Below are 20,316 nucleotides of genomic sequence, written 5' to 3' on the forward strand. Positions count from 1 at the left end.
GCTCAGCGTGGAACAGGACATCGTCGTCGCTTCGCACGGGCAGGCCCTTGAGTTCGGGCTCCACTGCGCATCGCCGGACAAAATATATGGTTTCTGGAGGCAAGATGGCAACCACTCTGACGCTCAACGGTAAAACTGCTTCTTTTGATGTCGACCCTGAGACACCGGTGCTTTGGGTCATTCGTGAGACGGCGGGTCTTACTGGAACGAAGTTCGGCTGCGGTGCAGGGCTTTGCGGCGCTTGTACTGTTCATGTCGATGGCAGCCCCATGCGCTCCTGCACCGTTGCCATTGGCGACGTTCAAGGCGCAAGTATTACCACAATTGAAGGCTCGTCCGGGACTGTAGCTAAGGCAGTGCGTGAGGCATGGATCGCCCTTGATGTCGTGCAGTGCGGCTACTGCCAATCGGGGCAGATCATGGCCGCTATCGCTCTCCTGGAAAAGGCGCCGCATCCCACCGACGCTGACATCGACGATGCCATGAGTGGCAACATATGCCGCTGCGGAACCTATCAGCGTATCCGCGCCGCCATCCATCTGACTGCCCGCACCATGGACGGCTGAGTAATGGTCGCTTGTGGCAACACTGAACCAACGACCAGCAGCTCCAAGGGCGTGAGACGCACCTCCGTGGTGCGCGGGACGCGGATGGCTGTCCGCGTCCCGACCGCGGGAGGAGCGAGCAGCAATCATCCGCTACCTCCAGAGCCAGCCTCGTCATCAATGACAACATGCAACGGCGCTGCGGCCGGCGGAATTGCATTGGATCTTGCTGGCCCAAGCGAACCAAGGGAAGGATAGAAAATGGGAAAACTCGGTGAGATAAACACGCTGACTACCCGGAGAAGTGTTCTTAAAGGTGCGGCCTTAGCCGGCGCTGGGCTGATTATCGGCTTGAGCCTGCCTCAGCGCGGCTTCTCCAACTCAGGGACCACGCAGGAGACCTTCGTTGCCAACGCGTTTCTCCGCATCGCACCGGACAACAGCGTCACCATTATTTCCAAGCACGTCGAACACGGCATGGGCATATTCACCGGCCTTGCCACTGTGATCGCGGAGGAACTGGACGCTGACTGGTCGCAGGTGAAGGTGGAGCCAGCACCTGCGAATGTTGAACTCTACAGAAACCTGGCCTTCGGGATCCAATCGACCGGAGGCAGCAATTCCATGCAGAATTCCTTCCTCCAATACCGACAAGCCGGGGCGACTGCCCGCGCCATGCTGGTGGCAGCGGCCGCCGGCACATGGGGTATCGAGCCCACGGAAATCACGGTGGAGAACGGCACGGTAATGCACAAGGCGTCGGGCCGAAGTGCGGCATTTGGTGAACTGGCCGAGCGGGCAGTTGCCGTTCCAGTGCCCCAGTACGTGCCCTTGAAGAACCCGTCGCAGTTTCGTCTGATCGGGAGGGACAACGGTACGGTAAAGCGGCTCGACAGCCCGGCAAAGACCAATGGTACTGCGGTCTATGGTATCGATGTGACGCTCCCGGGGATGCTTGTCGCCGTGGTGGCGCATCCCCGACTCTTCGGATCGACCGTGCGATCGTTCGACGATTCCGCAACTCGAAAGGTAGCGGGTATCGTAGACGTGGTCGCCATCCCGACGGGTGTCGCGGTGCTCGCCAGCTCGTTCTGGTCGGCTCTGAAAGGCCGAGAGCAACTGAATGTCCAATGGGACGAAACGCAGGCCGAGGTTCGCAGCACGGCGGAGATCGTCGCCGATCATCGAAAACTGCTCGATCAGAAGGGCAACGTTGCCCGTCGCGACGGTGATGTCGAAGCTGCTCTGGCAGGTGCGGCAAGAATCGTGACGGCCGACTACTCATTCCCGATCCTGGCCCATGCCCCGCTCGAGCCTGTGGCTTGCGTCGCGCGTCTGTCGGAAAACCGTTGCGAGATTTGGACAGGAGACGCCAATATCACCTCGCTCCAGGGGAAGGCGTCAGAAGCACTCGGATTCCGGCCCGATCAGGTAGATATCCACTCGGTTTTTGCCGGCGGCCATTTCGGGCGACGTGGCGAAACGGCGCTGGAAGCGGTCGAAATCGTAAAGGCTATCCAGGGGCGGGCTGCGGTCAAGCTGCAGTGGACACGTGAAGAAGAGATTCAGAACAGCGTCTATATGCCGATGTACCTTCACCGAGCGACCGCTGGTCTGGACGAGGACGGTAATCTTGTCGCTTACTCGCACAGAATTGTCGGCAAATCAGTGCTCGCAGATTTTCCAGAGTTTGCCGAGCACATGGTTGTAAACGGCGTCGACTTTACATCAGTGGCGGGATTAGCCAGTACCTCGTATGACATACCAAACATCTTGGTCGAATCCCACAACGCAAAGGTGAAGGTGCCGGCAGCAACGTGGCGGAGCAATTACAACAAGACATACGTCATCGAGACGTTTCTCGACCAGGTCGCACGTGCCGCGGGGCGCGACCCATATGATTTTCGTCGGTCATTGCTCGGCCGCGATCCTAGGCGGAAGCAGATCGATGTCCTCTCGGTCCCAGAGAGGATCAAGCCGCGCATGTTCGCCGAGTATCCGCGCGAGCTGCGCGTCCTGGAGCTTGCAGCCGAACGGGCTGGCTGGGGCGAACCGATGGGGCCTGGAAGAGGACGCGGTATCGCGCTCGCCTACGCCTATTCGACGCCTGTCGCGCAGGTGGCGGAAGTCACCGTGGCCGAGAACGGCAAAGTGAAGGTCGACCGCATCGTCTGTGCGGTCGATTGTGGGGTCGCAGTCAATCCCGATGTAATCCGCGCACAGATGGAGGGCTCCATAGCCCTTACGCTCGGAAGTGCGCTGCATAGCGAGATCACGATGACCAGTAGCGGCGTGGATCAAGCAAACTTCCACGACTTTCAGGTGCTGCGTATCGACGAGATGCCCCAAATCGAAGTGCACATCGTGCAGTCCGTCGCATCACCTACTGGAGCGGGCGAGCCGGGTGGCGTGCCAGCCCCGGCTGCTGTCGCCAACGCCGTGTTCGCCGCCACTGGAAGGATGTTCCGCGCGCTACCCTTCAATCGCATCTAAGCCACGTCCGTAGCTGTTGCCCCTCTGCCTGGGCGGGAGCGTCGTTCCTGGTTTTTCCTGCGGCTGATGCCCGCCTGCAGCGGCGGAGTATCAGGCAAAAATGGGCGAGCTATGGGCAACATCACGGCGTGGTTTGCGACGACATTGCTACCGCCGCCGGGAAGAATCCGGTGGCAAAGGAAACGAGGAGACGAAAGATGTCGAATATCCTGATCGTTCTTTCTGCAGCGGACAAGTGGACGCGAGCGGATGGCTCCATCTACGAGACCGGCGTGTGGGCCGAGGAATTCGTTGCGATTGACGAGAAGCTGATCGAGGCCGGCTTCCAGGTCGACCTGGCGAGCCCGGGCGGCGTTGCTCCCACGATGGACAAGAAAAGCCTCGATCCCGCGGTGGTGGGCGACGAACTCGCCGGGCGCATGCGCAGCTATTTGGCGAGCAATGCCGGGCGCATTGAGAAGCCTCTGATCCTGGGAGAAATCGACGTGAGCCGCTACGACGCCATCATCGTACCCGGCGGGCACGGGCCGGTCGAGGACCTCTACAAGGATCCGGAAATGGGCCGCGTGCTGGTCGAGGCTGATCGTGAGAACAAGGTTATAGCGGCGGTCTGCCACGGTCCGGCGGCGCTGCTGGCGACCCGGAAAGAGAATGGCGAATGGCCGTTCGCGGGACGCCGGATGACTTCGCTCACCGACGAGGAGGAGATCGAGTTCGGGACTGCGGACAATGCGCCGTGGCTGCTCGCCGGCACGCTGCGCAAGTCGGGCGCGGTCTTCGAGCAGGGACCGAACTGGGGAGCCTATGTCGTCACGGACGGCAACCTCCTGACCGGCCAGAACCCCGCGTCTTCGGCCCCGCTGGCGGACGCGGTCATCGCCGCGCTTCGGTAAGGCGAGTGCCCACAGCTGGGACGGCGCGGTCTCTCTCCGCGGGGCACCCGAGTGGCGCGCGGCGAGCGAATGAAGTGGCTTCGCTCGTCGACGAGATCGAAGCCGCCGGCGGGCAACCGGATACAGTGTCGCCGAGGTGATGCGCTGTGAGGACCGGGCGCACTCGTCTCCTCGCCTGTGAGCGGTTCGGCGAGCTGGCCGCGGCCGTTGGTGAAGCCATGTCGCTTGGTATGACCCGAGCGTCTCAATTGGGGCTAGCCGACTGACCGCTTCTGGCCCCAGAATGCGAGTACCGGACATTCCATCCGATGACAAAGACGGCACACCGCAACTACCATCTCGCGCGCCGCAGCCCCGGCAGCCTTAACTCCGCAACGTTCGGAATGAGGCCGATTGCGTTCGCGCACGGCGGAGGAAGCTCGGGCAGGTCACTATCGCCTTCGCTTCATATCAACGCTATCAACGCCCCTCTCTATCAGCGATGCCAACGCATCAAGGGCCGAATCTTTCGATACTCGAGAACTCTGGACTTCGCGTGCAAGTGCGTCAGCGGCACCCAATAGACCAATCGATAGGATCCGCAAGCTCTCGTCGGGCGCGGTGGTGAAGGGACGCAATGCGTCGCACATGATGGCGATATATTCATCCATCATTCGACGCTGCTGCTCGGCCATTTCCTCACTTCCCTGGAGCGCCGCAGAAATCGCCAGGGCTTCTGGCCCGAGATCGGAAAGACAGTTGAAATAGGAAGCGCTCATCATCGCGGCGATTGCTTGAAGCTCTGGCGGCGCGGCAGCCAGTCCAACTTTTAGCGACCGGACGTAGGCGTCCTCCAGCCGGCGGTACAAGGCGACGAGCAATCCTGCTCGCGTACTGAAATGTTCATAAGCCACGGGCCTACTGACGCCTGCCGCCAGCGCCAAGTTGCCCAATGTCAGCTCATCGGCACCACGTTCACGGACAATGCCAAAGGCTACGTCAAGAAGCTGTTGGCGACGCAACTCCTTCTGCAGTTTTGCCAATCCAACACACCTCTCTTGATTTCTACAAAATGTAAGTTACATCTTGTAGGAGCAACAGGCAAGCGGAGATGTAGGTGAGCGACGTTAGCGTGATCGGACTTGGTGAAATGGGCAGCGCCTTGGCGAGGGCATTAGTCGGCGGGGAGAAAGCCGTCACCGTGTGGAACCGCAACCCTGCCCGAGCCGAACCGCTGTTGGCAATGGGAGCAATTCACGCGGCCCACGTTGCCGACGCCATCGCGGACAGCCCAATCGTGGTGATCTGTCTCGCCGATTATCCGGCAACCATGAGTGTGCTTGAAGAGATCGGGGCAGCCGACAGGCTGGCCGGCCGGCTTGTCGTCCAACTAACATCTGGCACACCCGGACAGGCAAGGGCGCTCCAAAGCTGGGTAGTCGCGCGTGGCGCCAGCTACCTCGACGGCGCCATCGCAGCTTGGCCTCGGCATATTGGCGGCCCGGAGGCGTCCATCACCGTAGCGGGGCCGGAATCGGCAGTCACGGCGGCACGCCCGCTTCTGACGCTGCTGGCCGGTACCGTGACCTATGTTGGTCCCGACATCGGCCGCGCCATGGCCGTCTTCAATGCGGCGCTCGCCTATTTTGCTGGCCACTGGATCGGCTTCAGCTACGGAGCGGCTATTGCCGAGGCGGAAGGAATTAATCCGGCCGAGTTCGGAGAGAATCTGGCGGGCCTGTCTTCCGCTTTTGCCGAGGACATGCGGCATATGGGCCGGGTGGTTGCGGAAAACCGCTTCGTCCACCCGGAAAGCAGCATAAGGTCGGTTGGCACCGATATTGGTCGACTGGTGCAGCTGTCTGAGGACCTCAAAATCGGAAAAGCGTTCCCCACATTCGCCGCTGACATATTCCGAAGAGCTCAAAGGGCCGGATATGGCGCGGAGGAGCATGCCGCACTCGTAAAGGTGCTGCGAGTCTACTGAGATCGGGGCTCGCGCCGGACGACGCCAGCACCTTTACCAACCAGCGTTTCGGGAAACAGCCCGATGTCATCTGAACGGAAACAGGCGACGTTGCGACCAAGCAGCAACCTCGGTCACTTCAAGCGAACAGGTTTGTTGCGGCGAGAGAAAGGTGACTATGAGCAGCATTTTACCCTTGCACCTCCTTGGTGACCGCATCTGGATTAGCGGGCCATCGGCAGGCGGGAAATCCACGCTCGCACGAGCGCTAGGAGAAAGCTGGAAATTCCAGTCATCCACCTTGATCAGCTGCGATTTGTACCTGGCAGAGAACGGGTTCTGCGGCCAATGATGTGTTCATGCCGACATCGAACCGTAAAAAAGGCTGAGGCTTGGGTATTGGAGGGCAACTATTTCTCCTTCGCGCCCAACCGTCTTAAACGGGCCACCGGATTGATAAGCCTCAAGCGATTGGCTTCTTACTGACGGCTGAGGATACGACCGTCGAAAATCGGAACTTGGAGAAGAAGAACGATGCAAAAGACAGTTGAAGCAAAGACAGGTCACGACTTTAAATTCTCGCCCGAGCGTATTTTCGACGCTTGGCTTGATCCCATAAAAGTAAGGTCTTGGTCGGCACGACCCGCGCCAGGAGCTCCCTCTTCCGATATACGGCGTGTAGAGATCGACCCGCGCGTCGGGGGTAAATTTGTATTTTCGGACATGAGGGAAGATGGTGAGGCGGTGCACTGGGGTACCTATCTGGAGATCGACCGCCCCAGACGGCTTGCCTTCAGTTGGTTCACGTCTGAGGAAGATGAGCAGGAAAATAGTTCGATCGTGACACTGATGATCGAGCCCCTTGAGTCAGGGTGTCGAGCAACCATCACTCACAGTATGGACGAGCGTTGGGCAGAATGGGTACCGCAGACGGCCAAGGGGTGGGCGGTCATGCTGCGCCAGATCGACATGGATTTCGAACTCCAACGCTAGGGCTAATCCGAATCCGCAGGTAAGCGAACCATCAAGCCTCGGAGGCATATGCCTGTCGAGTTGCAGTCCAGGGTGATGATTCTCGCACCCACTTGGTTGTCATCCGAAGCTCACCCAAATAGGATGGTCTTGGTCGTTCAGTGATTGGAAACCAACGTCCGCTCATAAGTTTCCGCGACACTTCATCGATCGGCCGCAATGGGGCGCAATCCTGCCGTTCGCAGACTTAAGCGTGGATGCCGCGTTAGGTGGCGGACAGAATCGTGCTCCCACGAACTCTGCATGGCTTGTTGCTGTGATGTTCACTTTTTTGGCAAAGAAGATCGCATAATGTATCACCCGGAACTGATGCTCACCCGGGGCCGACGGCTTTCGGGAACGACTTGGGATAAAGCCGCCAGTGTAGAGGCCACTTCGCCGGGGGATGTAACTGAGGCTATCCGCTTGTAGGCACTTGTCCACTGCAAGCGCCGCCGGCGATCTACTGCGCGTCAGTCGCGCGATATGGACAGCCCCGCTAAAAGTGGGGCGTAGGCGGTGAGTCTGCGGGATACGAACTCGGTGAGGAGCCGCACGCGCTTCGTCTTGCGTGTCTCCCCCTGAGTGAGAACCCAGACCGGTCCATACAGGTGTAGATTGGTACCTGGCACCCTCTCCAATAGGGGATCGGTATCTACGACGAAACACGGGAGCGCCGTGATGCCTATACCTTGCCGGACCGCCGCGATCTGGGCTTCGAAATCCATTGTTCGGAACGGCGTCCCAGTCGTGAGACGTTCTCCCTCGCGGGTCCAGTCCGGTACTCCATGACCGCTTATGGCGATCCACCTAGGATCCGGCCCGCCCGCCTGCCACTCGGCCAGTTTATCGCCGGACATGTAGAAGCCGCCGTACAGCTCCGGTCCCTTCAGACCGTGAAGATTGAGCGGCAGGGCTTCGCGGTCATAGACGACACGGATCGCCACGTCGGCTTCTCTGTTGGTCAGATTTGCCAGTTCGCCGGACGACAGGATTTCCATCTCGATACCCGGATGCAGGCCTACAAAATCCGCGAAGACCGGCATTAGCAGATGTGCTGCGAGGGGCGCCGGCAGCGTCACCCGCAGAAGCCCGCGCACGCTTTGATCGCGCCCCAAGACGCGCGTTTCCAGTTGGTGCGATGACGCTTGCATCTGGTCCGCGAACTCGAGGACCTCCTCGCCCGCAGCTGTTAAGCGGTAGCCCGAAGGCAGCTTTTCGAACATCTGCGCCCCGAGGCGGTCCTCGAGTTGGGCGATGCGTCGCAGCACGGTCGCGTGGTTCACTCCGAGACGTTTGGCGGCGGCCCGCACTGAACCTCCTTGCGCGGCGGCGAGAAAGTAACGAACGTCATCCCAGTCGATCATGGTGCATCCCCGCGCCGCGCCGTGCGGCCTCCGAAGCTCGTTCTAACATACAGAGCCCGAGTTTGCGCGAAGATTGCGACGCTTGATTATCGGTATGGATCGTTTTCGCACCGCCGATGCGCGCGATTGCTCACTATCTGGCTGACTTCGGCAGGGCCATGTTGAGGTTCTCGGGAAGACCTCCCGTACAGCCAAAGACCAGAGATAGCGAAACGAAGGATACACGAAATGACCAGATTGAATGGAAAGACCGCCGTGATCACGGGTGGCGCCACCGGCATCGGCCTTGCCGCTGCAAAGCGCTTCATCGAGGAGGGCGCTTTCGTCTTCATCTTCGGCCGTCGGCAGGATGCGCTCGACGCGGCCCTCGTCGAGCTCGGGTCCAATGCCCGCGCGGTGCAGGGCTCGGTCTCCGATGAGGCCGATCTCGCCAAGCTTTATGCGGCGGTGAAGACCGAGCGCGGAACCCTCGAAATCGTTTTTGCGAACGCCGGGGTAGGAAGCCAGCTCAAGCTCGGCGAGATCACCGCCGAGCACATCGACGAAACCTTCGACGTCAATGTGAAGGGTACGATCTTCACGGTCCAGAAGGCGCTGCCGCTGATGGGCGAAGGCGGCTCGATCATCCTGACCGGATCGAGCGCCGGCACCACGGGTGCCCCGGCGTTCACCGCCTACAGCGCAAGCAAGGCGGCCGTGCGCAACCTCGCACGAAGCTGGGCAGAGGACCTCAAGGGCACCGGCATCCGGGTAAACGTCCTGTCGCCCGGGGCCATCGCGACCGAACTCGCGACCGAAGCGCTCGGAAAGGCCGGCTTGAAGGCTTACGGCTCAATGACTGCGTTTCAGCGCATGGGCGATCCGGCAGAGCTCGGGGCGGTGGCGGCCTTCCTTGCCTCGTCGGACAGCAGCTTCATGACCGCCAGCGAGGTAGCCGTAGACGGCGGCCTGGCCCAACTCTGACCTGCTACGCCTGGACGGGTTCCATTCGATATTCGGCTCTCGCCCGGGCGTGGTAAACATAGGAAAATAAACATGAGCTACGCAATTATCGGCTTAGGCAACATCGGCAAAGCCCTGGCCAAGGCGTTTGCACGCAAGGGCATCGAGGTGTCCGTGGCAACCACGCGCGACCCGGAAAGCTTTGCAGTCGATGCGGCCGCGATCGGGCCTACGATCATTGCCAAGAAGCTGGCGGAGGCAGTCAAAGCGGACATCATCTTTCTGGCAGTTCGTTTCGAGTCGCACCTCGATGTCGCGAACGCGCTGCCCACCTGGCAGGGGAAGACCATCGTCGATGTGACCAATGCCTATGGCGTGCCCCCTGAGGAACTGGGCGGACAGCCGTCTTCGAAGTTCATAGCGCAGGCTTTCTCTGGTGCAAGACTGGTCAAGGGCTTCAACCATCTGATCGCTGCCACCCTCGACCAGGATCCAGCCGTAAAGGGTGGCAGGAGAGTCGTATTCCTGGCGAGCGATGATGACGACGCTGCGGCGCAGATTGGTACGCTCGCGGAAAATCTCGGTTTCTCGCCGATCAGGCTAGGCGGGCTGTCGGAAGGTGGGCTGCTCGTCCAGGCGCGCGGAAACAGCTGGGGTCATCTGATCTTCAAGGACTTGGTCAAATTCGACTGACGAACACATGCCCACCGGCATGGCGACGGTGCACGGATCGGATCGAGCGCGATCCGATCCGTGCGAAATGGAGAAACTCCCGTGAGTATTGAGCAGAACATCCAGACCGCAAAGGACCTCTTCGCCGCGATCGGCCAGGATGAAGTGCTCCGCCTCTAGTCAGCAGTCGAGCGGCAGATGCCGATCCGGTTCAATATGCCGCCTTCTTGACATCTTTGCTCGACGGGTTTGTCAGGATGGCGCCCGTGATGATGTGAAAGACGTGATCGGCCCGCGGCGCGAATGAGGGTTGATCGACCGCCCAGCCGAGAGCCGTCATCAGGGCGAACAGATCATCCCCATTCATGTCGGGCCGCGCCGCGCCTTCGGCCTGAGCACGGAGCAGCAGTCGCGCGCTCGCCGAGTGCACCGCAGCGCATGAAGCATAAAGAGCGGAGTCCGGGTTCGTGTGGGCCGCTGCCATCATGGCGACGACGCCCCTATAGCTTTGGGCGAACGCCAACCATTCCTGGAACCAGGAGATGAGCGCTTCGTCAGGCGAATCCGAGGTTTCGAGTTCATCTGCCTTCTGCGTCAGTGCGTCCAGATTCGTACACAGCAACGCTTCGAACAGGGCTTCTCGTGTCGGGAAGTGACGCAGCAGCGTGGCTAACCCGACGTCAGCCCGGCGGGCGATATCGCGCATCGACGCGTCGGCGCCGTGCTGGGTGATGACCTCACGCGCGACCGCGAGGATATGGCTGTAATTTTTTTTTGCGTCGGCTCGCATGAGATGCCTTGATAAACGGATCAGTGATCCGTATATGTGGATCGATGATCCGGTTAATAAGCGGATCGGTGAACCACTAAATAGAGCGTGTCTGCGCAAATGGCAACAAAGGCGCTGCCCGTCCCGCAAGGAAAATCACATGAGCACCATCAGCATCATCGGCTCAGGCGGTATGGCCGCAGCGATCGGCGGCCTCGCCGCCAAGGCCGGACATGCCGTCGAGGTGATGAGTCGCGACGCCGCCAAGGCACGGGCGCTGGCCGAGCAGGTTGGAGCCGGCGCGACGACAGGGACTTTCGGCGCCGCTCCGGTCGGGGACATTGTCATTCTGGCGGTTCCTTATTCGGCCGTTCTCGACGTGGTGAAGCGGTACGGCGAAAAGCTGGCAGGCAAGCTCATCATCGACATCACCAACCCCATCAAATCCGACTTCACGGGTTTCTTGACCCCTGAAGAGAGTTCCGGTGCGCAGGAGATCGCCAAGGTTGCTCCTGCTAATGCCACTATCGTCAAGGCGTTCAACACCCAGAACGCCCAGGTCTTGGCTGCCGGTCTGGTCGGGGGCGATCCATTGGACGTGTTCATCGCCGGGGACGACTCTCAGGCGAAGCTGCGTGTCTCGGCGTTCATCGACAGCCTCGGACTACGTCCGATGGATACCGGGCGGCTGACTATGGCGCGGACGCTGGAGCACGCCTGCATGCTGTGGCTGGGCCTCATGACCCACTCCATCAAACACACCAACTTCTCGATCCGCGCCAGCCTCCTTGGCTGAGCCCGCGGCGTCTCGCATCACATTACCCAAGGAGCAGCAGCATGCGCGTTTTAGTTACTGGCGGGACCGGCCATATCGGTTCGTATATCATACACGAGCTCATCGCGGCCGGACATGAGGTCATTGGCCTGGCCCGGTCGGACACGTCCGCGACTGCGGTGTCGGCGCTCGGCGCCAAGGTACGTCGCGGGGATATCACCGACCTCGACGGGCTCAAGGCCGCGGCGACGGAGTCCGACGGCGTCATCCACGTCGCGCACCGGCAGGACCTGCTGCCCTCTGGCGGGATCGACGCCGTGGCCGCCGCGGAGCTCCAGATCATGCTCGCCTACGGCGAGGCGCTGGCGGGGACCGGAAAGCCGCTCGTCGTTTCGGGGAGCATCGGCTCGCCGGGCTGGGAAAACCTGGGCCGGCCAGCCACCGAGGAAGATCCGGCTCTTCCCGGCGGCGATGCATACAAGGGTACACTGCGGGTTCGTAACGCGGTGGAACTCGCCGTGATCGGCTTAGCGGGACGGGGCGTGCGGTCTTCGGTCGTCCGAATTCCTCCCATCGCGCACAGCACGACCGATGCCGGCTTCCTCCAGCTGCTGATCGGTCTCGCGAGGGAGAAGGGCGTTATCGGTTACCCCGGAGACGGCGCGAACCTCTGGCCGGCTGTGCACGCCCGCGACCTGGCCTCCCTCTTCCGCCTGGCGCTTGAGAAGGGGCCGGCTGGCAAATATTGGCACGGGATTGAGGGCGACGGCATCCGGTTCCGCGAGATCGCCGAGGCTTTGGGCAGCCGTATGGGCGTGCCCGCCGTGCCCATCCCCGCGGACGTCCTGATGTTGCCGGGCTTCTTCGGCTTTCTCGCGAATCTGGTCACGCTGGACCTTCCGGCGTCCAACGCCATCACCCGCCAGACTCTCGGCTGGGACCCAGTTCAGCCGGGCCTGATCGAGGACCTCGACAACGGCCATTACTTCCCGGCGGGCCGTATCGCGATCCCCTAATTCGTCAAACCAATAGGCGAATCCCCCGCCTAGAGACCACATCTCAATAGGAGACTGCACATGAGCATTATCAGCATCATTGGCTCTGGAACTATGGCCACGGCGATTGCCGGCCGTGTCGCCAAGGCTGGATACACTGTCGAGGTGGTCGGCCGCGACCCCGCCAAGGCGCGGGCGCTCGCCGACCAACTTGGAGCCGGAGCGATCACAGGGATGTACGGCGCCGTCCCCGCGGGCAACATCGTCATCCTCGCTGTGCCGTACAGCGGCGCAGCGGCGGCGGTGGCCGACTTTGGGAAAGCGCTCGATGGCAAGGTGATCGTCGACATCGCCAACCCGGTTGCCCCCGACCTCTCTGGCCTCGTCACGCCCCACGGCAGTTCCGGCGCGCAGGAGACCGCGAAGGGCCTCCCCGCCGGCGCGCATGTCGTTAAGGCATTCAACACGATCTTTGGTCACGTGCTTGCGAAGGATGGACGCCTCGACGCGTTCATCGCAGCCGACGATGCGGAGGCGAAAGCGAGCGTCTCGAGGTTCCTCGAAAGTCTCGGGCTGCGTCCGCTCGACGTCGGTGGCTTGCACATGGCCCAGACGCTTGAGGCGCTCGGTTTGATGATGATTGGCCTCGCCAGAAACGGCGCCGGCACCTGGGATTTCGCCATGAACGTCGATATCGGCTGAACGACCGGCACCATGTCCTCCGCGGCAAATGCACGTCGCAGGCAATCGCTGGCCGACCTAGGGACGAGTCAAGAGAGTTCGCAGGACCGACAGCATGGTGGCGGTATTTCAGGCGCATGGAGCTCCGACCAACGAACGGCAGGTATTGCGATTGCGGCTGGACAGGTTGAACGTCTGCCTTGGGGCGCGCAGCGGTCGTTGGTGAACCGTGGCGGGAAAGTCGTCTTCGGCTCGCACCGGGAAATCCCGGCCGATATTAACGAGCGGCAGCAATGGTTCGAAGGGAGCCGTTCTTCACGAGCCCTGTGCACGGCTTGACGCGAGGATGTTCACTTTCCGGGCCAAAAGATCGCATAATGTATCGATCGGAACAGCCGATCGAGGATCGAGGATGCCGGCTCGGTCCATGCATGGCCAGCTTCCTCGACCAGGTGAAAGTCAGCCGCTTCTCCACTGACGAATTGTGTCTCAGGCGAGACGGCTCTTGGGGGCACAAACTTGCGCTCGCCTACGCTGAACTCATCCTCATCGGGTAAACGATCTCATCCTCCCGGGCGTGTACACACTCCCCAAAGCCGAACTCCAGCGACACTATCAGTTCGGTCGCATGCCCGTCAGTCGGCTGCTGACGCCACCAAGGGAAGCTCCCTCAGAAACGGCAGATAGCTCGCTTGAGCGGTCAGGAAGCTGCTCAAGTCATTTCTATCGACCGCAACGGCCTCAGTGATCTCGTCATTATCACGAGCACGAAAACGGCGGTCAAACTGAACGAGGTCAATGTTCAATCGGACGCGAAAGATCATGCCAACAAATGACCGGGGTGTTTTCAAAATGGCGCACAGATGCCCAGACTCGACGTCAACCGCACCGACATTGAGCTCTTCTTCGATTTCGCTGAGCGCAGAACGGAAGAGGTCGGCTCCAGTTGTTACGGGCCGTTCCGTTTTTGAGAGCGAACCGCCAATCAGATCAATCCGCCCGGCAGTCAGGGTGTTCGCATTCGTGCGACCGAAAACGAACTTTCCGTCGCTCGTCTCGATAAATGAGGCGACGAAAATGCTTCGTGGACGATAACTTTCGCCCAGATCGCTTTCTCCAGATAGCCGATTTGAAGCATGGATTTCCCTGACCTCGATCGTCGACAAATCGACGCTAAGCGTCGAACAAGAGTGCCGGAAATCTTCGAGACGGTATAATTCGGCATTCCAGATCTTGCGACCTTTGGCGGTCATTTCTGCGACTTCTTCGTCCCAAAGCCTGTCCAGGTTATGCTCAAGCTCAGAACTGCGATTTTTGGTCGTCGGCAGATGATTGACCGTGATGTTTTCGGCTTCGACTCTTCCAGAGAAAATGATCATTGGGTTTCCCGAATACTTCGCCGGATGCATCATCTTGATACAGGGATTGCCGCATGTCCAAGCTTCAACAGTATTCGGGGAATGCATTCGAAAATGTGGTTAATCGTCGATCGGGTGTATGTTCGATCATTATGGGCGGGCGTTCACGCCAGTCTGGTTAAAGCTGTCGCTTACCAGTTAAAAGTGAGATTGCGGCCGTTTCGGCCAGAGACCGGTAACTTCTCCGGGGTCGAGCACGGTTTATTGGGCCGGATTGGTCCATGACCATCGCTTTTGCTCAAGGAGGCAACGGTGGCGGTGGAATGGACGATCACGATTGAGGGGAAGAACGAGTTCGGCGATGTTTGCCGCCGGCAGGTCCGAATCGATAAGAGTTGGAAGCGCCTGTTCGACGGAGAGGTCGGCTTGTCGATCGAAGAGGGCAAGAAGATCATGGCGGCGCTGCAGAGTGCGGTCGTGAATCACGAGGCAGAGACCTATTCCCTCTTTCGTCGGGTCTGCCCGGATTGCCAGACGTTCCGACCGGTCAAGGACTACACGACGCGACGGATCCGAACAGTATTTCGGGACAGTCGAGGTGCGCAATCCCCGCTGGGTGCTGTGCCGGGATTGTCACCCGGGCATAGCCGGCGCCTTCGCACCGCTGAAAGAAATCTGCCCCCGATCGGGCTACGCTCGAGTTGATGGAACTGACAGCACGGCTGGGAAGCATGATGCCGTACCGGCAGGCAGCGACGGTGCTGGCCGAGTTCTTACCCGTCGAGCCGACCGAAACGCACGCCACCGTGCGTAAGCGCACCATCAGGATCGGCGAGCGGCTGGACGATCAGATTGCGCAGGAAGAACGGCGCGCTGGGTCTCATCAAACGGATGAACGGCGCCAGCTCGAAATGCATCTACCCGGTGACCGACGCAAGGAGTTCGTCATCAGCATCGACACGGCTCATGTCCGCAGTGCCGATCCCAATTCAGCGCGAAACTGCGACCTGGTTGTGGCCCGATGCGGCCGCGGCGGTCGCGGAGAAACCGACGGTCGCTATTTCGTCACCGGCAGCACCGACCAACAGGCAATCCGAGACCGAACTCTGCATGCCCTTCGGCGTGAAGGGTACTGCGGCTTCGTGTCACGTCACCGTGATCTCGGATGGTGCCGAAATCCTCAAGCGGCTGCCGCGGGCGATGCGGAAGCCGACAGCCCACATCCTCGACTGGTTCCACATCGCCATGAAGATCCAGCCCATGCAGCAGATCGCCGATCACCTGACCCGCTCCAACTCTAACTGTGCGGAGGAACTGTACAATTGGCAGGGACATCAGGACCGTGAAGTGGCGTCTGTGGCACGGCCGCGTCGATCGGGCGATTCGCGACCTGGAGCGGCTCCTTATTGTTCTCACGCAGTCGCAGAAGGAAGGTGAATTCTCGATCTCACGGCTCCACAGCCTCGGCTCGCTGCTCCTGACCTACATCCGTTCTAACCGCGGTGCGATCATCAACTATGGTATCCGCTACCGAGCCGGACTTCGCGTCTCTACGACCCTTGCAGAGTCGGCGGTAAATTCGCTGGCTGGAAAGCGGATGGTCAAGAAACAGCAGATGCGAAGTTCGCCGTTTAGCGCGGCCGTCCGGACCTGCATGAGCATGTGCGCGGTTTCGTCCAGAGCTCTTTAAAGAACAGAGTGATAGAGGATCTCCGGCGATCCGTTTTGCTACCGGAGCTGTCTCCGATCTAGAGCGTGCCTGTGCGCAACACCTTTCCGGGGTTCAGGAGTGCTGGTGCGTCAAGTACTTCCTTGACCCGATGCATCAGCGCCATCTTCACCGGGTTGGATATGACTGCCAACGGCGCCACTCTCTTGACGCCGATCCCGTGCTCGGCAGAGAACGATCCGCCCATCGCAACGACCCCTTTGTACACCGCCTTGTCAATAGCGCTCGCCTTCGCCGCCGGAATGTCGCTGCCGGCGTTGTTGAGGACGAGGTGGAGGTTTCCATCGGCAAGATGGCCGAAGACATAGGGATCAAGCGTCGTATCGATGCCCTTTAAGTCCCCAAGACAGCGCTCGAGATAAGTCGAGATTTCCGAAAGAGGGATAGAGATATCGTAGGATGGCGCCCCCGGATGCTTTCGGTAGATCAGGTCCGTGTCTTCGCGAAGTCGCCAGAGGTCTGCCTCCTGGGCGCCGGAAAGCGCAATCACGGCCGAGGTGTCGGGGTGAACCGCGATGACGTCTTCATAAATGCGTCCGAGTTCGGATTGCAATGCTGACTCTTCAGCGCCACCGAGCGTCATCAGAAGGTTGACGGGATGATCGGCATCGTAATCCGCCGCTGACCAATGATGATGGCCGGAGGTCAGGCGGAAATAGGTATTCCAGATCGCCTCGGCGGCGCGCAGATGACCGTATTCGGCATCGAGACCTCGACGAACCGTCTCGAGTGCAGCGTCCACCGATGCCAGCCCGAACAGCACTGTCGCTGCGGCTGACGGCTGGGGTTCGAGTTTGACGGCAATGCGCGTTATGACACCGAGTGTGCCTTCCGCGCCGACGAAAAGATGTTTCAGATCATAGCCGGCGGCGTTTTTCACCACCCGAGTAAGGTCCGAATAGATGGAGCCATTCGCGAGCACCACCTCCAAGCCCAGGATGCGATGCCGCATGACGCCGAACCGAAAGGCTGAAATACCTCCAGCATTTGTCGAAGCCATGCCTCCGATCGTCGCCGAACCGCGAGACGGCAAATCGATCCCTGGTTCAAGCCGATGTTCCGCGGCTGCTATTTGCAGCGCTTGCAGTGTTACACCAGCTTCCACGATCGCAACCCGCTCAACGCGGGAGAGGTGCAGGATTCGATTGAGGCGGGCGGTCGAAAGCACCAGTTCGCCCGGCCTCGACATGGTCCCGCCCACGAGCCCGGTTCGCCCTCCATGCGTGACGAGCGGGATCCCGTTGGCGAGGCAACATTTGACGACGGCCGCGACCTCCTCGGTCGTTCTGGGAAGGACAACCGCGCCGGCTCCTAGGTTTTCGGGAGTCACTCCATAATCGATCGTGGCGACAGCCTCGCCTTCCTTGAAATTTCCTTCACCGACGATTTTACGGATGTCGGCAGTGAATTCGGGCGGCAGGCGATGCATTTGATGTTCCCTGAGTCGAGCATGATGAGAGGCTGCGGCAAGTCGTTCAGGGCGCTTCTGTTCTGAGCGTACCGTTCTTCTTCTTCGCCCTCCAGAGGGCGATGTAATCCATCAAGCCGGGGTTGAGGCAGTCATAGGGCGCCAGGTTGAGGTCCCGGGCGACCGCGCACACTGTCCATCTTCGCCGGGTCGTAGCCGCTTTCGACGATCGAGGAGACAAAGGCCGGAAGTCGTCGGTATGGCAGATGCCGGCGGCCACCTCGATAAGCACTTCGCCTGCGCGAGGGCCTTCGAGCTGAACGGTCATTACCTCAAGCGGTTTTCCGGCCTGAACGGCAACGGCGGCGCGTACGTTCATAGGTCTCTTCCTTCCAGGATTTTTTACAGTTTCAGGCGTTTGCCAACCGGGGCAGGTAGCGCGTGAGGTGGGCTTCGAGGAGCCGGACAAGGGTGATCAGTACCAGATTGATCAGGAGGTAGAGCACGCCGGCGATCGCGAAGACTTCCAGGATCGCATAGGTCTGGCTCATCAAGCGCTTTGCATGGCCGGTGATTTCCAAGACGGTGATCGTCGAGGCAAGACTCGTTCCCTTGACGACGAGGACGAGTTCGTTGCCATAGGCCGGCAAAGCCTGTCTGATGGCAAGCGGGAACGTGATCCGGCGGAAGCAGAGGAGTCGCGACATGCCGCAGGCCTGCGCGGCCTCGACGAGCCCTCCCGGAATGGACATGAGGCCGCCGCGCAGTATTTCCGACGTATAGGCCGCCGTGTTGAGCGCCAGCGCCATCACGGCGCAATGGGCGCCATCGCCAATGATCCACCAGAGGACGGGATTGTCGCGAACGAAGGGGATCTGGCCGAGGCCATAGTAGAAAAGGAAGAGCTGAACGAGCAGCGGCGTGCCTCGGAAGACGGTGCTGTAGCCCTTGGCAAAACCGCTGACGAGCCGGTTTTCCGACAAACGCATGACGGCGAGCGCGAGCCCGAGATTGAAGCCGGTGGCGACCGAAGCAAGCGTCAGGAGGGCAGTCAGCCACAGCCCCTTGGCGAGGGTCGGAACGGCGAGGTAAACGAGTTCGAGATCCATGGCCTATTTCCTTGTACGGGGGCGCAGAAGGCGTTCGATCCAGTCGAACCCACTCTGGCTGACCAGCGTGATCGCGAGATAAGCGACGGCCGCGATGACGTAGAAAATGAAGGGGTGGCGGGTGGAGCCGGCCCCAACGAAGGCGGCGCGCATCAGTTCCTGGAGGCCGACGACGGAGACGAGGGCCGTATCCTTAATGGTCGTCTGCCAGACGTTGTTCAGGCCGGGCACCGCAATCCGCAGCATCTGCGGCGCGATGATGCGGCGAAAGATGCGCCCGCCGGAAATGCCGAGCGCCCGCGCCGCCTCGATATGGCCGCTGGGAACGGCGGAGAGCGCGCCGCGCACGACTTCGGTCGAATAGGCGCCCGATATGGCCGCAATAGCGGTGACGGCGATGACGAAAGCATAGCCGTTTCCGGCCAGCCCTTGATATCCGAAGGCGGCGGCGACCTGCGCCACGAACTCCACGGAGGAGAAGAAGAGAAGATAGATGATAAGGAGTTCCGGGATGCCGCGCACGACCGACGTGTAGAAGTCCACCGCCAGCGTCAGCGGGAAAAGCCGCGCCCATTTGATCAGGCCACAGGAAATGCCGATGACAATGCCGAAGGCCATGCTCGCGATGCCGACGGCGATGGTGATCGCCGCGCCGCGCAGGATTGCGGCGATCCAGCCGCCCTCCCATACCTGCCATAATCCAAGTTCCATCGAACCAGCCCAAACCTGTCTGTTGTCCTGTCGGAGGCAGCATCTCCCGGAAGGCGATCGCCCTTGCGTCTTTGCTCGTCCGGGAGATGCCGCGTGGGCGTTACTGGCAGGGGCGGGAGATGTCCGTCTTGAACCAGGTCTCGCTCGCCTTGCCGATCGAGCCGTCGGCGACCAGTTCACAGAGCGCCTTATCGACGCGGGCCTTCAGCTCCGTGTTTTCCCGCGCAATGCCGACGCCGATGCCTTCGCCGAGCGTCGGATCGGAAGAACTGGCGATCTTGACGTCGACTAGCTGGAAATCCGTGCCTTCGGGCTTGGCGAGGAAGTCCTCCAGGGCGGAGGCATCCGAAAACGCTGTGTCGACACGACCGCTGGCCAGGTCGATCTGCATCTGGTCGAGCGTGTCGTAGGTCTTCAGATCGGCGTTCGGCACGTTTTTCTCGAGATAGTGGGCGTGGGTCGTGCCGGCTTGCACGCCGACCTTCTTGCCGTCGAGCGCCTTGATCAGGCTGTCGAAGTCCTTGATGCCGGCAAGGTCGGAAGCTTTCGGTGCGACGAAGATGTTGGCGAGTTCGGCGTAACCGATGGAAAAGTTGATCTCCTTCCTGCGGTCATCGGTGATCGACATGCCCGAGATGATGAGGTCGAAACGCTTGGCCTTCAGCGCCGGAATGAGACCGTCGAAGGCCTGAACGACGAACTGGCACTTCATTTCCAGCTTGGCGCAGAGCAGGTTGCCGACATCGGCATCGAAGCCGGTGACGTTACCCGAGGCATCGGCCATGCTCCACGGCGGATAGGCGCCTTCCGTTCCAATCGACAATTCGCCCTCGGCGGCCTGCGCCGTCGTGAGATCGGCGGCGAAGAGTGTGGCGAGCAACAGGCTTTTCAGCTTCATGTTTTGGTTCCCCAT

At 60.6% G+C, this 20,316-nt stretch carries 21 protein-coding genes and 2 pseudogenes; 14 read left to right on the top strand and 9 right to left on the bottom strand.

The window, feature by feature from the left end:
- Positions 1-104 precede the first annotated feature (104 nt).
- From M1D34_RS26720 to M1D34_RS26730, 3 genes are all read left to right on the top strand, one after another.
- The gene (locus tag M1D34_RS26720; protein WP_498785602.1) at positions 105-566 is read left to right on the top strand and encodes a (2Fe-2S)-binding protein; all 462 of its coding nucleotides are present in this window, start codon (positions 105-107) and stop codon (positions 564-566) included.
- Between the two features lie 240 nt (positions 567-806).
- Positions 807-3,038, top strand: a complete 2,232-nt coding sequence (locus M1D34_RS26725) for a xanthine dehydrogenase family protein molybdopterin-binding subunit (RefSeq protein WP_498785604.1) — start codon at positions 807-809, stop codon at positions 3,036-3,038.
- Between the two features lie 197 nt (positions 3,039-3,235).
- Positions 3,236-3,931, top strand: a complete 696-nt coding sequence (locus M1D34_RS26730) for a type 1 glutamine amidotransferase domain-containing protein (RefSeq protein ID WP_498785606.1) — start codon at positions 3,236-3,238, stop codon at positions 3,929-3,931.
- 431 nt (positions 3,932-4,362) lie between these two features.
- Here the strand turns inward: M1D34_RS26730 and M1D34_RS26735 are convergent, their stop codons facing one another.
- On the bottom strand, positions 4,363-4,953 hold the full coding sequence (locus M1D34_RS26735; protein WP_498785607.1) for a TetR/AcrR family transcriptional regulator: 591 nt from the start codon (positions 4,951-4,953) through the stop codon (positions 4,363-4,365).
- Between the two features lie 74 nt (positions 4,954-5,027).
- On the opposite strand from M1D34_RS26735, the gene M1D34_RS26740 reads away from it, so the two are divergent.
- Both M1D34_RS26740 and M1D34_RS26745 read left to right on the top strand, forming a co-directional pair.
- Positions 5,028-5,897 (top strand): NAD(P)-dependent oxidoreductase, encoded by an 870-nt coding sequence (locus M1D34_RS26740; RefSeq protein ID WP_498785609.1) that lies wholly within the window; start codon positions 5,028-5,030, stop codon positions 5,895-5,897.
- 513 nt (positions 5,898-6,410) lie between these two features.
- Positions 6,411-6,869 carry an SRPBCC family protein gene (locus M1D34_RS26745; protein WP_498785611.1) on the top strand — a complete coding sequence of 153 codons (459 nt, stop codon included), beginning with the start codon at positions 6,411-6,413 and terminating at the stop codon, positions 6,867-6,869.
- Positions 6,870-7,360: 491 nt separating this feature from the next.
- Here the strand turns inward: M1D34_RS26745 and M1D34_RS26750 are convergent, their stop codons facing one another.
- A complete protein-coding gene (locus M1D34_RS26750) occupies positions 7,361-8,254 on the bottom strand; it encodes a LysR family transcriptional regulator (RefSeq protein WP_498785613.1) in 894 nt (297 codons plus the stop codon).
- 228 nt (positions 8,255-8,482) lie between these two features.
- On the opposite strand from M1D34_RS26750, the gene M1D34_RS26755 reads away from it, so the two are divergent.
- Together M1D34_RS26755 and M1D34_RS26760 are read left to right on the top strand one after the other, a co-directional pair.
- On the top strand, positions 8,483-9,217 hold the full coding sequence (locus M1D34_RS26755) for an SDR family NAD(P)-dependent oxidoreductase (protein WP_498785615.1): 735 nt from the start codon (positions 8,483-8,485) through the stop codon (positions 9,215-9,217).
- A 72-nt stretch (positions 9,218-9,289) separates the two neighbouring features.
- The gene (locus M1D34_RS26760) at positions 9,290-9,889 is read left to right on the top strand and encodes an NADPH-dependent F420 reductase (RefSeq protein WP_498785617.1); all 600 of its coding nucleotides are present in this window, start codon (positions 9,290-9,292) and stop codon (positions 9,887-9,889) included.
- Positions 9,890-10,079: 190 nt separating this feature from the next.
- Here M1D34_RS26760 and M1D34_RS26765 read toward each other — a convergent pair whose 3' ends face one another.
- Positions 10,080-10,658 carry a TetR/AcrR family transcriptional regulator gene (locus M1D34_RS26765; RefSeq protein WP_498785619.1) on the bottom strand — a complete coding sequence of 193 codons (579 nt, stop codon included), beginning with the start codon at positions 10,656-10,658 and terminating at the stop codon, positions 10,080-10,082.
- A gap of 139 nt (positions 10,659-10,797) precedes the next feature.
- Here M1D34_RS26765 and M1D34_RS26770 point away from each other — a divergent pair, with 139 nt between their 5' ends.
- The 4 genes and pseudogenes from M1D34_RS26770 to M1D34_RS26785 all read left to right on the top strand — a co-directional run.
- Positions 10,798-11,433 (top strand): NADPH-dependent F420 reductase, encoded by a 636-nt coding sequence (locus M1D34_RS26770; RefSeq protein WP_498785621.1) that lies wholly within the window; start codon positions 10,798-10,800, stop codon positions 11,431-11,433.
- Between the two features lie 41 nt (positions 11,434-11,474).
- Positions 11,475-12,428 carry an SDR family oxidoreductase gene (locus tag M1D34_RS26775; protein WP_498785623.1) on the top strand — a complete coding sequence of 318 codons (954 nt, stop codon included), beginning with the start codon at positions 11,475-11,477 and terminating at the stop codon, positions 12,426-12,428.
- Between the two features lie 60 nt (positions 12,429-12,488).
- Positions 12,489-13,109, top strand: a complete 621-nt coding sequence (locus M1D34_RS26780; protein WP_498785625.1) for an NADPH-dependent F420 reductase — start codon at positions 12,489-12,491, stop codon at positions 13,107-13,109.
- 479 nt (positions 13,110-13,588) lie between these two features.
- A pseudogene (locus M1D34_RS26785) lies at positions 13,589-13,713 on the top strand (prolyl aminopeptidase); the annotation flags it as partial.
- 10 nt (positions 13,714-13,723) lie between these two features.
- On the opposite strand, the gene M1D34_RS26790 reads toward M1D34_RS26785, so the two are convergent.
- Complete coding sequence (locus tag M1D34_RS26790; RefSeq protein WP_498785627.1) at positions 13,724-14,467, bottom strand: hypothetical protein; 744 nt, start codon at positions 14,465-14,467, stop codon at positions 13,724-13,726.
- Positions 14,468-14,758: 291 nt separating this feature from the next.
- Between M1D34_RS26790 and M1D34_RS26795 the strand changes: the two genes are divergently transcribed.
- The 3 genes from M1D34_RS26795 to M1D34_RS26805 are packed head-to-tail and all read left to right on the top strand — an operon-like array spanning position 14,759 to position 16,136.
- Positions 14,759-15,151 (top strand): hypothetical protein, encoded by a 393-nt coding sequence (locus tag M1D34_RS26795; RefSeq protein WP_498785629.1) that lies wholly within the window; start codon positions 14,759-14,761, stop codon positions 15,149-15,151.
- The gene (locus tag M1D34_RS26800) at positions 15,151-15,747 is read left to right on the top strand and encodes a hypothetical protein (protein WP_498785631.1); all 597 of its coding nucleotides are present in this window, start codon (positions 15,151-15,153) and stop codon (positions 15,745-15,747) included. The genes M1D34_RS26795 and M1D34_RS26800 overlap by 1 nt, the downstream gene beginning before the upstream one ends.
- Before the next feature lie 41 nt (positions 15,748-15,788).
- On the top strand, positions 15,789-16,136 hold the full coding sequence (locus M1D34_RS26805) for a hypothetical protein (RefSeq protein WP_498785633.1): 348 nt from the start codon (positions 15,789-15,791) through the stop codon (positions 16,134-16,136).
- 58 nt (positions 16,137-16,194) lie between these two features.
- Here the strand turns inward: M1D34_RS26805 and M1D34_RS26810 are convergent, their stop codons facing one another.
- The 5 genes and pseudogenes from M1D34_RS26810 to M1D34_RS26830 form a co-directional block, all read right to left on the bottom strand.
- Positions 16,195-17,604, bottom strand: coding sequence for an FAD-binding oxidoreductase (locus tag M1D34_RS26810; RefSeq protein WP_498785635.1), 1,410 nt, complete (start codon positions 17,602-17,604; stop codon positions 16,195-16,197).
- 226 nt (positions 17,605-17,830) lie between these two features.
- Positions 17,831-17,962, bottom strand: a pseudogene (locus tag M1D34_RS26815) (S-(hydroxymethyl)glutathione dehydrogenase); the annotation flags it as partial.
- Between the two features lie 31 nt (positions 17,963-17,993).
- On the bottom strand, positions 17,994-18,692 hold the full coding sequence (locus M1D34_RS26820; protein ID WP_498785637.1) for an ABC transporter permease: 699 nt from the start codon (positions 18,690-18,692) through the stop codon (positions 17,994-17,996).
- 3 nt (positions 18,693-18,695) lie between these two features.
- Entirely contained in the window at positions 18,696-19,403 is a 708-nt protein-coding gene (locus tag M1D34_RS26825) for an ABC transporter permease (RefSeq protein WP_498785639.1), read from the bottom strand.
- A gap of 100 nt (positions 19,404-19,503) precedes the next feature.
- Positions 19,504-20,301, bottom strand: coding sequence for a transporter substrate-binding domain-containing protein (locus M1D34_RS26830; protein ID WP_498785641.1), 798 nt, complete (start codon positions 20,299-20,301; stop codon positions 19,504-19,506).
- Positions 20,302-20,316: the final 15 nt, after the last annotated feature.

It is taken from the genome of Ensifer sp. D2-11 (assembly GCF_054161295.1).

Excerpts from the sequence above, each read along its gene's own strand:
- M1D34_RS26720 (WP_498785602.1), top strand. The coding sequence starts at position 105 with ATGGCAACCACTCTGACGCTCAACGGTAAAACTGCTTCTTTTGATGTC.
- M1D34_RS26725 (WP_498785604.1), top strand. The coding sequence starts at position 807 with ATGGGAAAACTCGGTGAGATAAACACGCTGACTACCCGGAGAAGTGTT.
- M1D34_RS26730 (WP_498785606.1), top strand. The coding sequence starts at position 3,236 with ATGTCGAATATCCTGATCGTTCTTTCTGCAGCGGACAAGTGGACGCGA.
- M1D34_RS26745 (WP_498785611.1), top strand. The coding sequence starts at position 6,411 with ATGCAAAAGACAGTTGAAGCAAAGACAGGTCACGACTTTAAATTCTCG.
- M1D34_RS26750 (WP_498785613.1), bottom strand. The coding sequence starts at position 8,254 with ATGATCGACTGGGATGACGTTCGTTACTTTCTCGCCGCCGCGCAAGGA.
- M1D34_RS26755 (WP_498785615.1), top strand. The coding sequence starts at position 8,483 with ATGACCAGATTGAATGGAAAGACCGCCGTGATCACGGGTGGCGCCACC.
- M1D34_RS26760 (WP_498785617.1), top strand. The coding sequence starts at position 9,290 with ATGAGCTACGCAATTATCGGCTTAGGCAACATCGGCAAAGCCCTGGCC.
- M1D34_RS26765 (WP_498785619.1), bottom strand. The coding sequence starts at position 10,658 with ATGCGAGCCGACGCAAAAAAAAATTACAGCCATATCCTCGCGGTCGCG.
- M1D34_RS26770 (WP_498785621.1), top strand. The coding sequence starts at position 10,798 with ATGAGCACCATCAGCATCATCGGCTCAGGCGGTATGGCCGCAGCGATC.
- M1D34_RS26775 (WP_498785623.1), top strand. The coding sequence starts at position 11,475 with ATGCGCGTTTTAGTTACTGGCGGGACCGGCCATATCGGTTCGTATATC.
- M1D34_RS26780 (WP_498785625.1), top strand. The coding sequence starts at position 12,489 with ATGAGCATTATCAGCATCATTGGCTCTGGAACTATGGCCACGGCGATT.
- M1D34_RS26790 (WP_498785627.1), bottom strand. The coding sequence starts at position 14,467 with ATGATCATTTTCTCTGGAAGAGTCGAAGCCGAAAACATCACGGTCAAT.
- M1D34_RS26800 (WP_498785631.1), top strand. The coding sequence starts at position 15,151 with ATGGAACTGACAGCACGGCTGGGAAGCATGATGCCGTACCGGCAGGCA.
- M1D34_RS26810 (WP_498785635.1), bottom strand. The coding sequence starts at position 17,604 with ATGCATCGCCTGCCGCCCGAATTCACTGCCGACATCCGTAAAATCGTC.
- M1D34_RS26820 (WP_498785637.1), bottom strand. The coding sequence starts at position 18,692 with ATGGATCTCGAACTCGTTTACCTCGCCGTTCCGACCCTCGCCAAGGGG.
- M1D34_RS26825 (WP_498785639.1), bottom strand. The coding sequence starts at position 19,403 with ATGGAACTTGGATTATGGCAGGTATGGGAGGGCGGCTGGATCGCCGCA.
- M1D34_RS26830 (WP_498785641.1), bottom strand. The coding sequence starts at position 20,301 with ATGAAGCTGAAAAGCCTGTTGCTCGCCACACTCTTCGCCGCCGATCTC.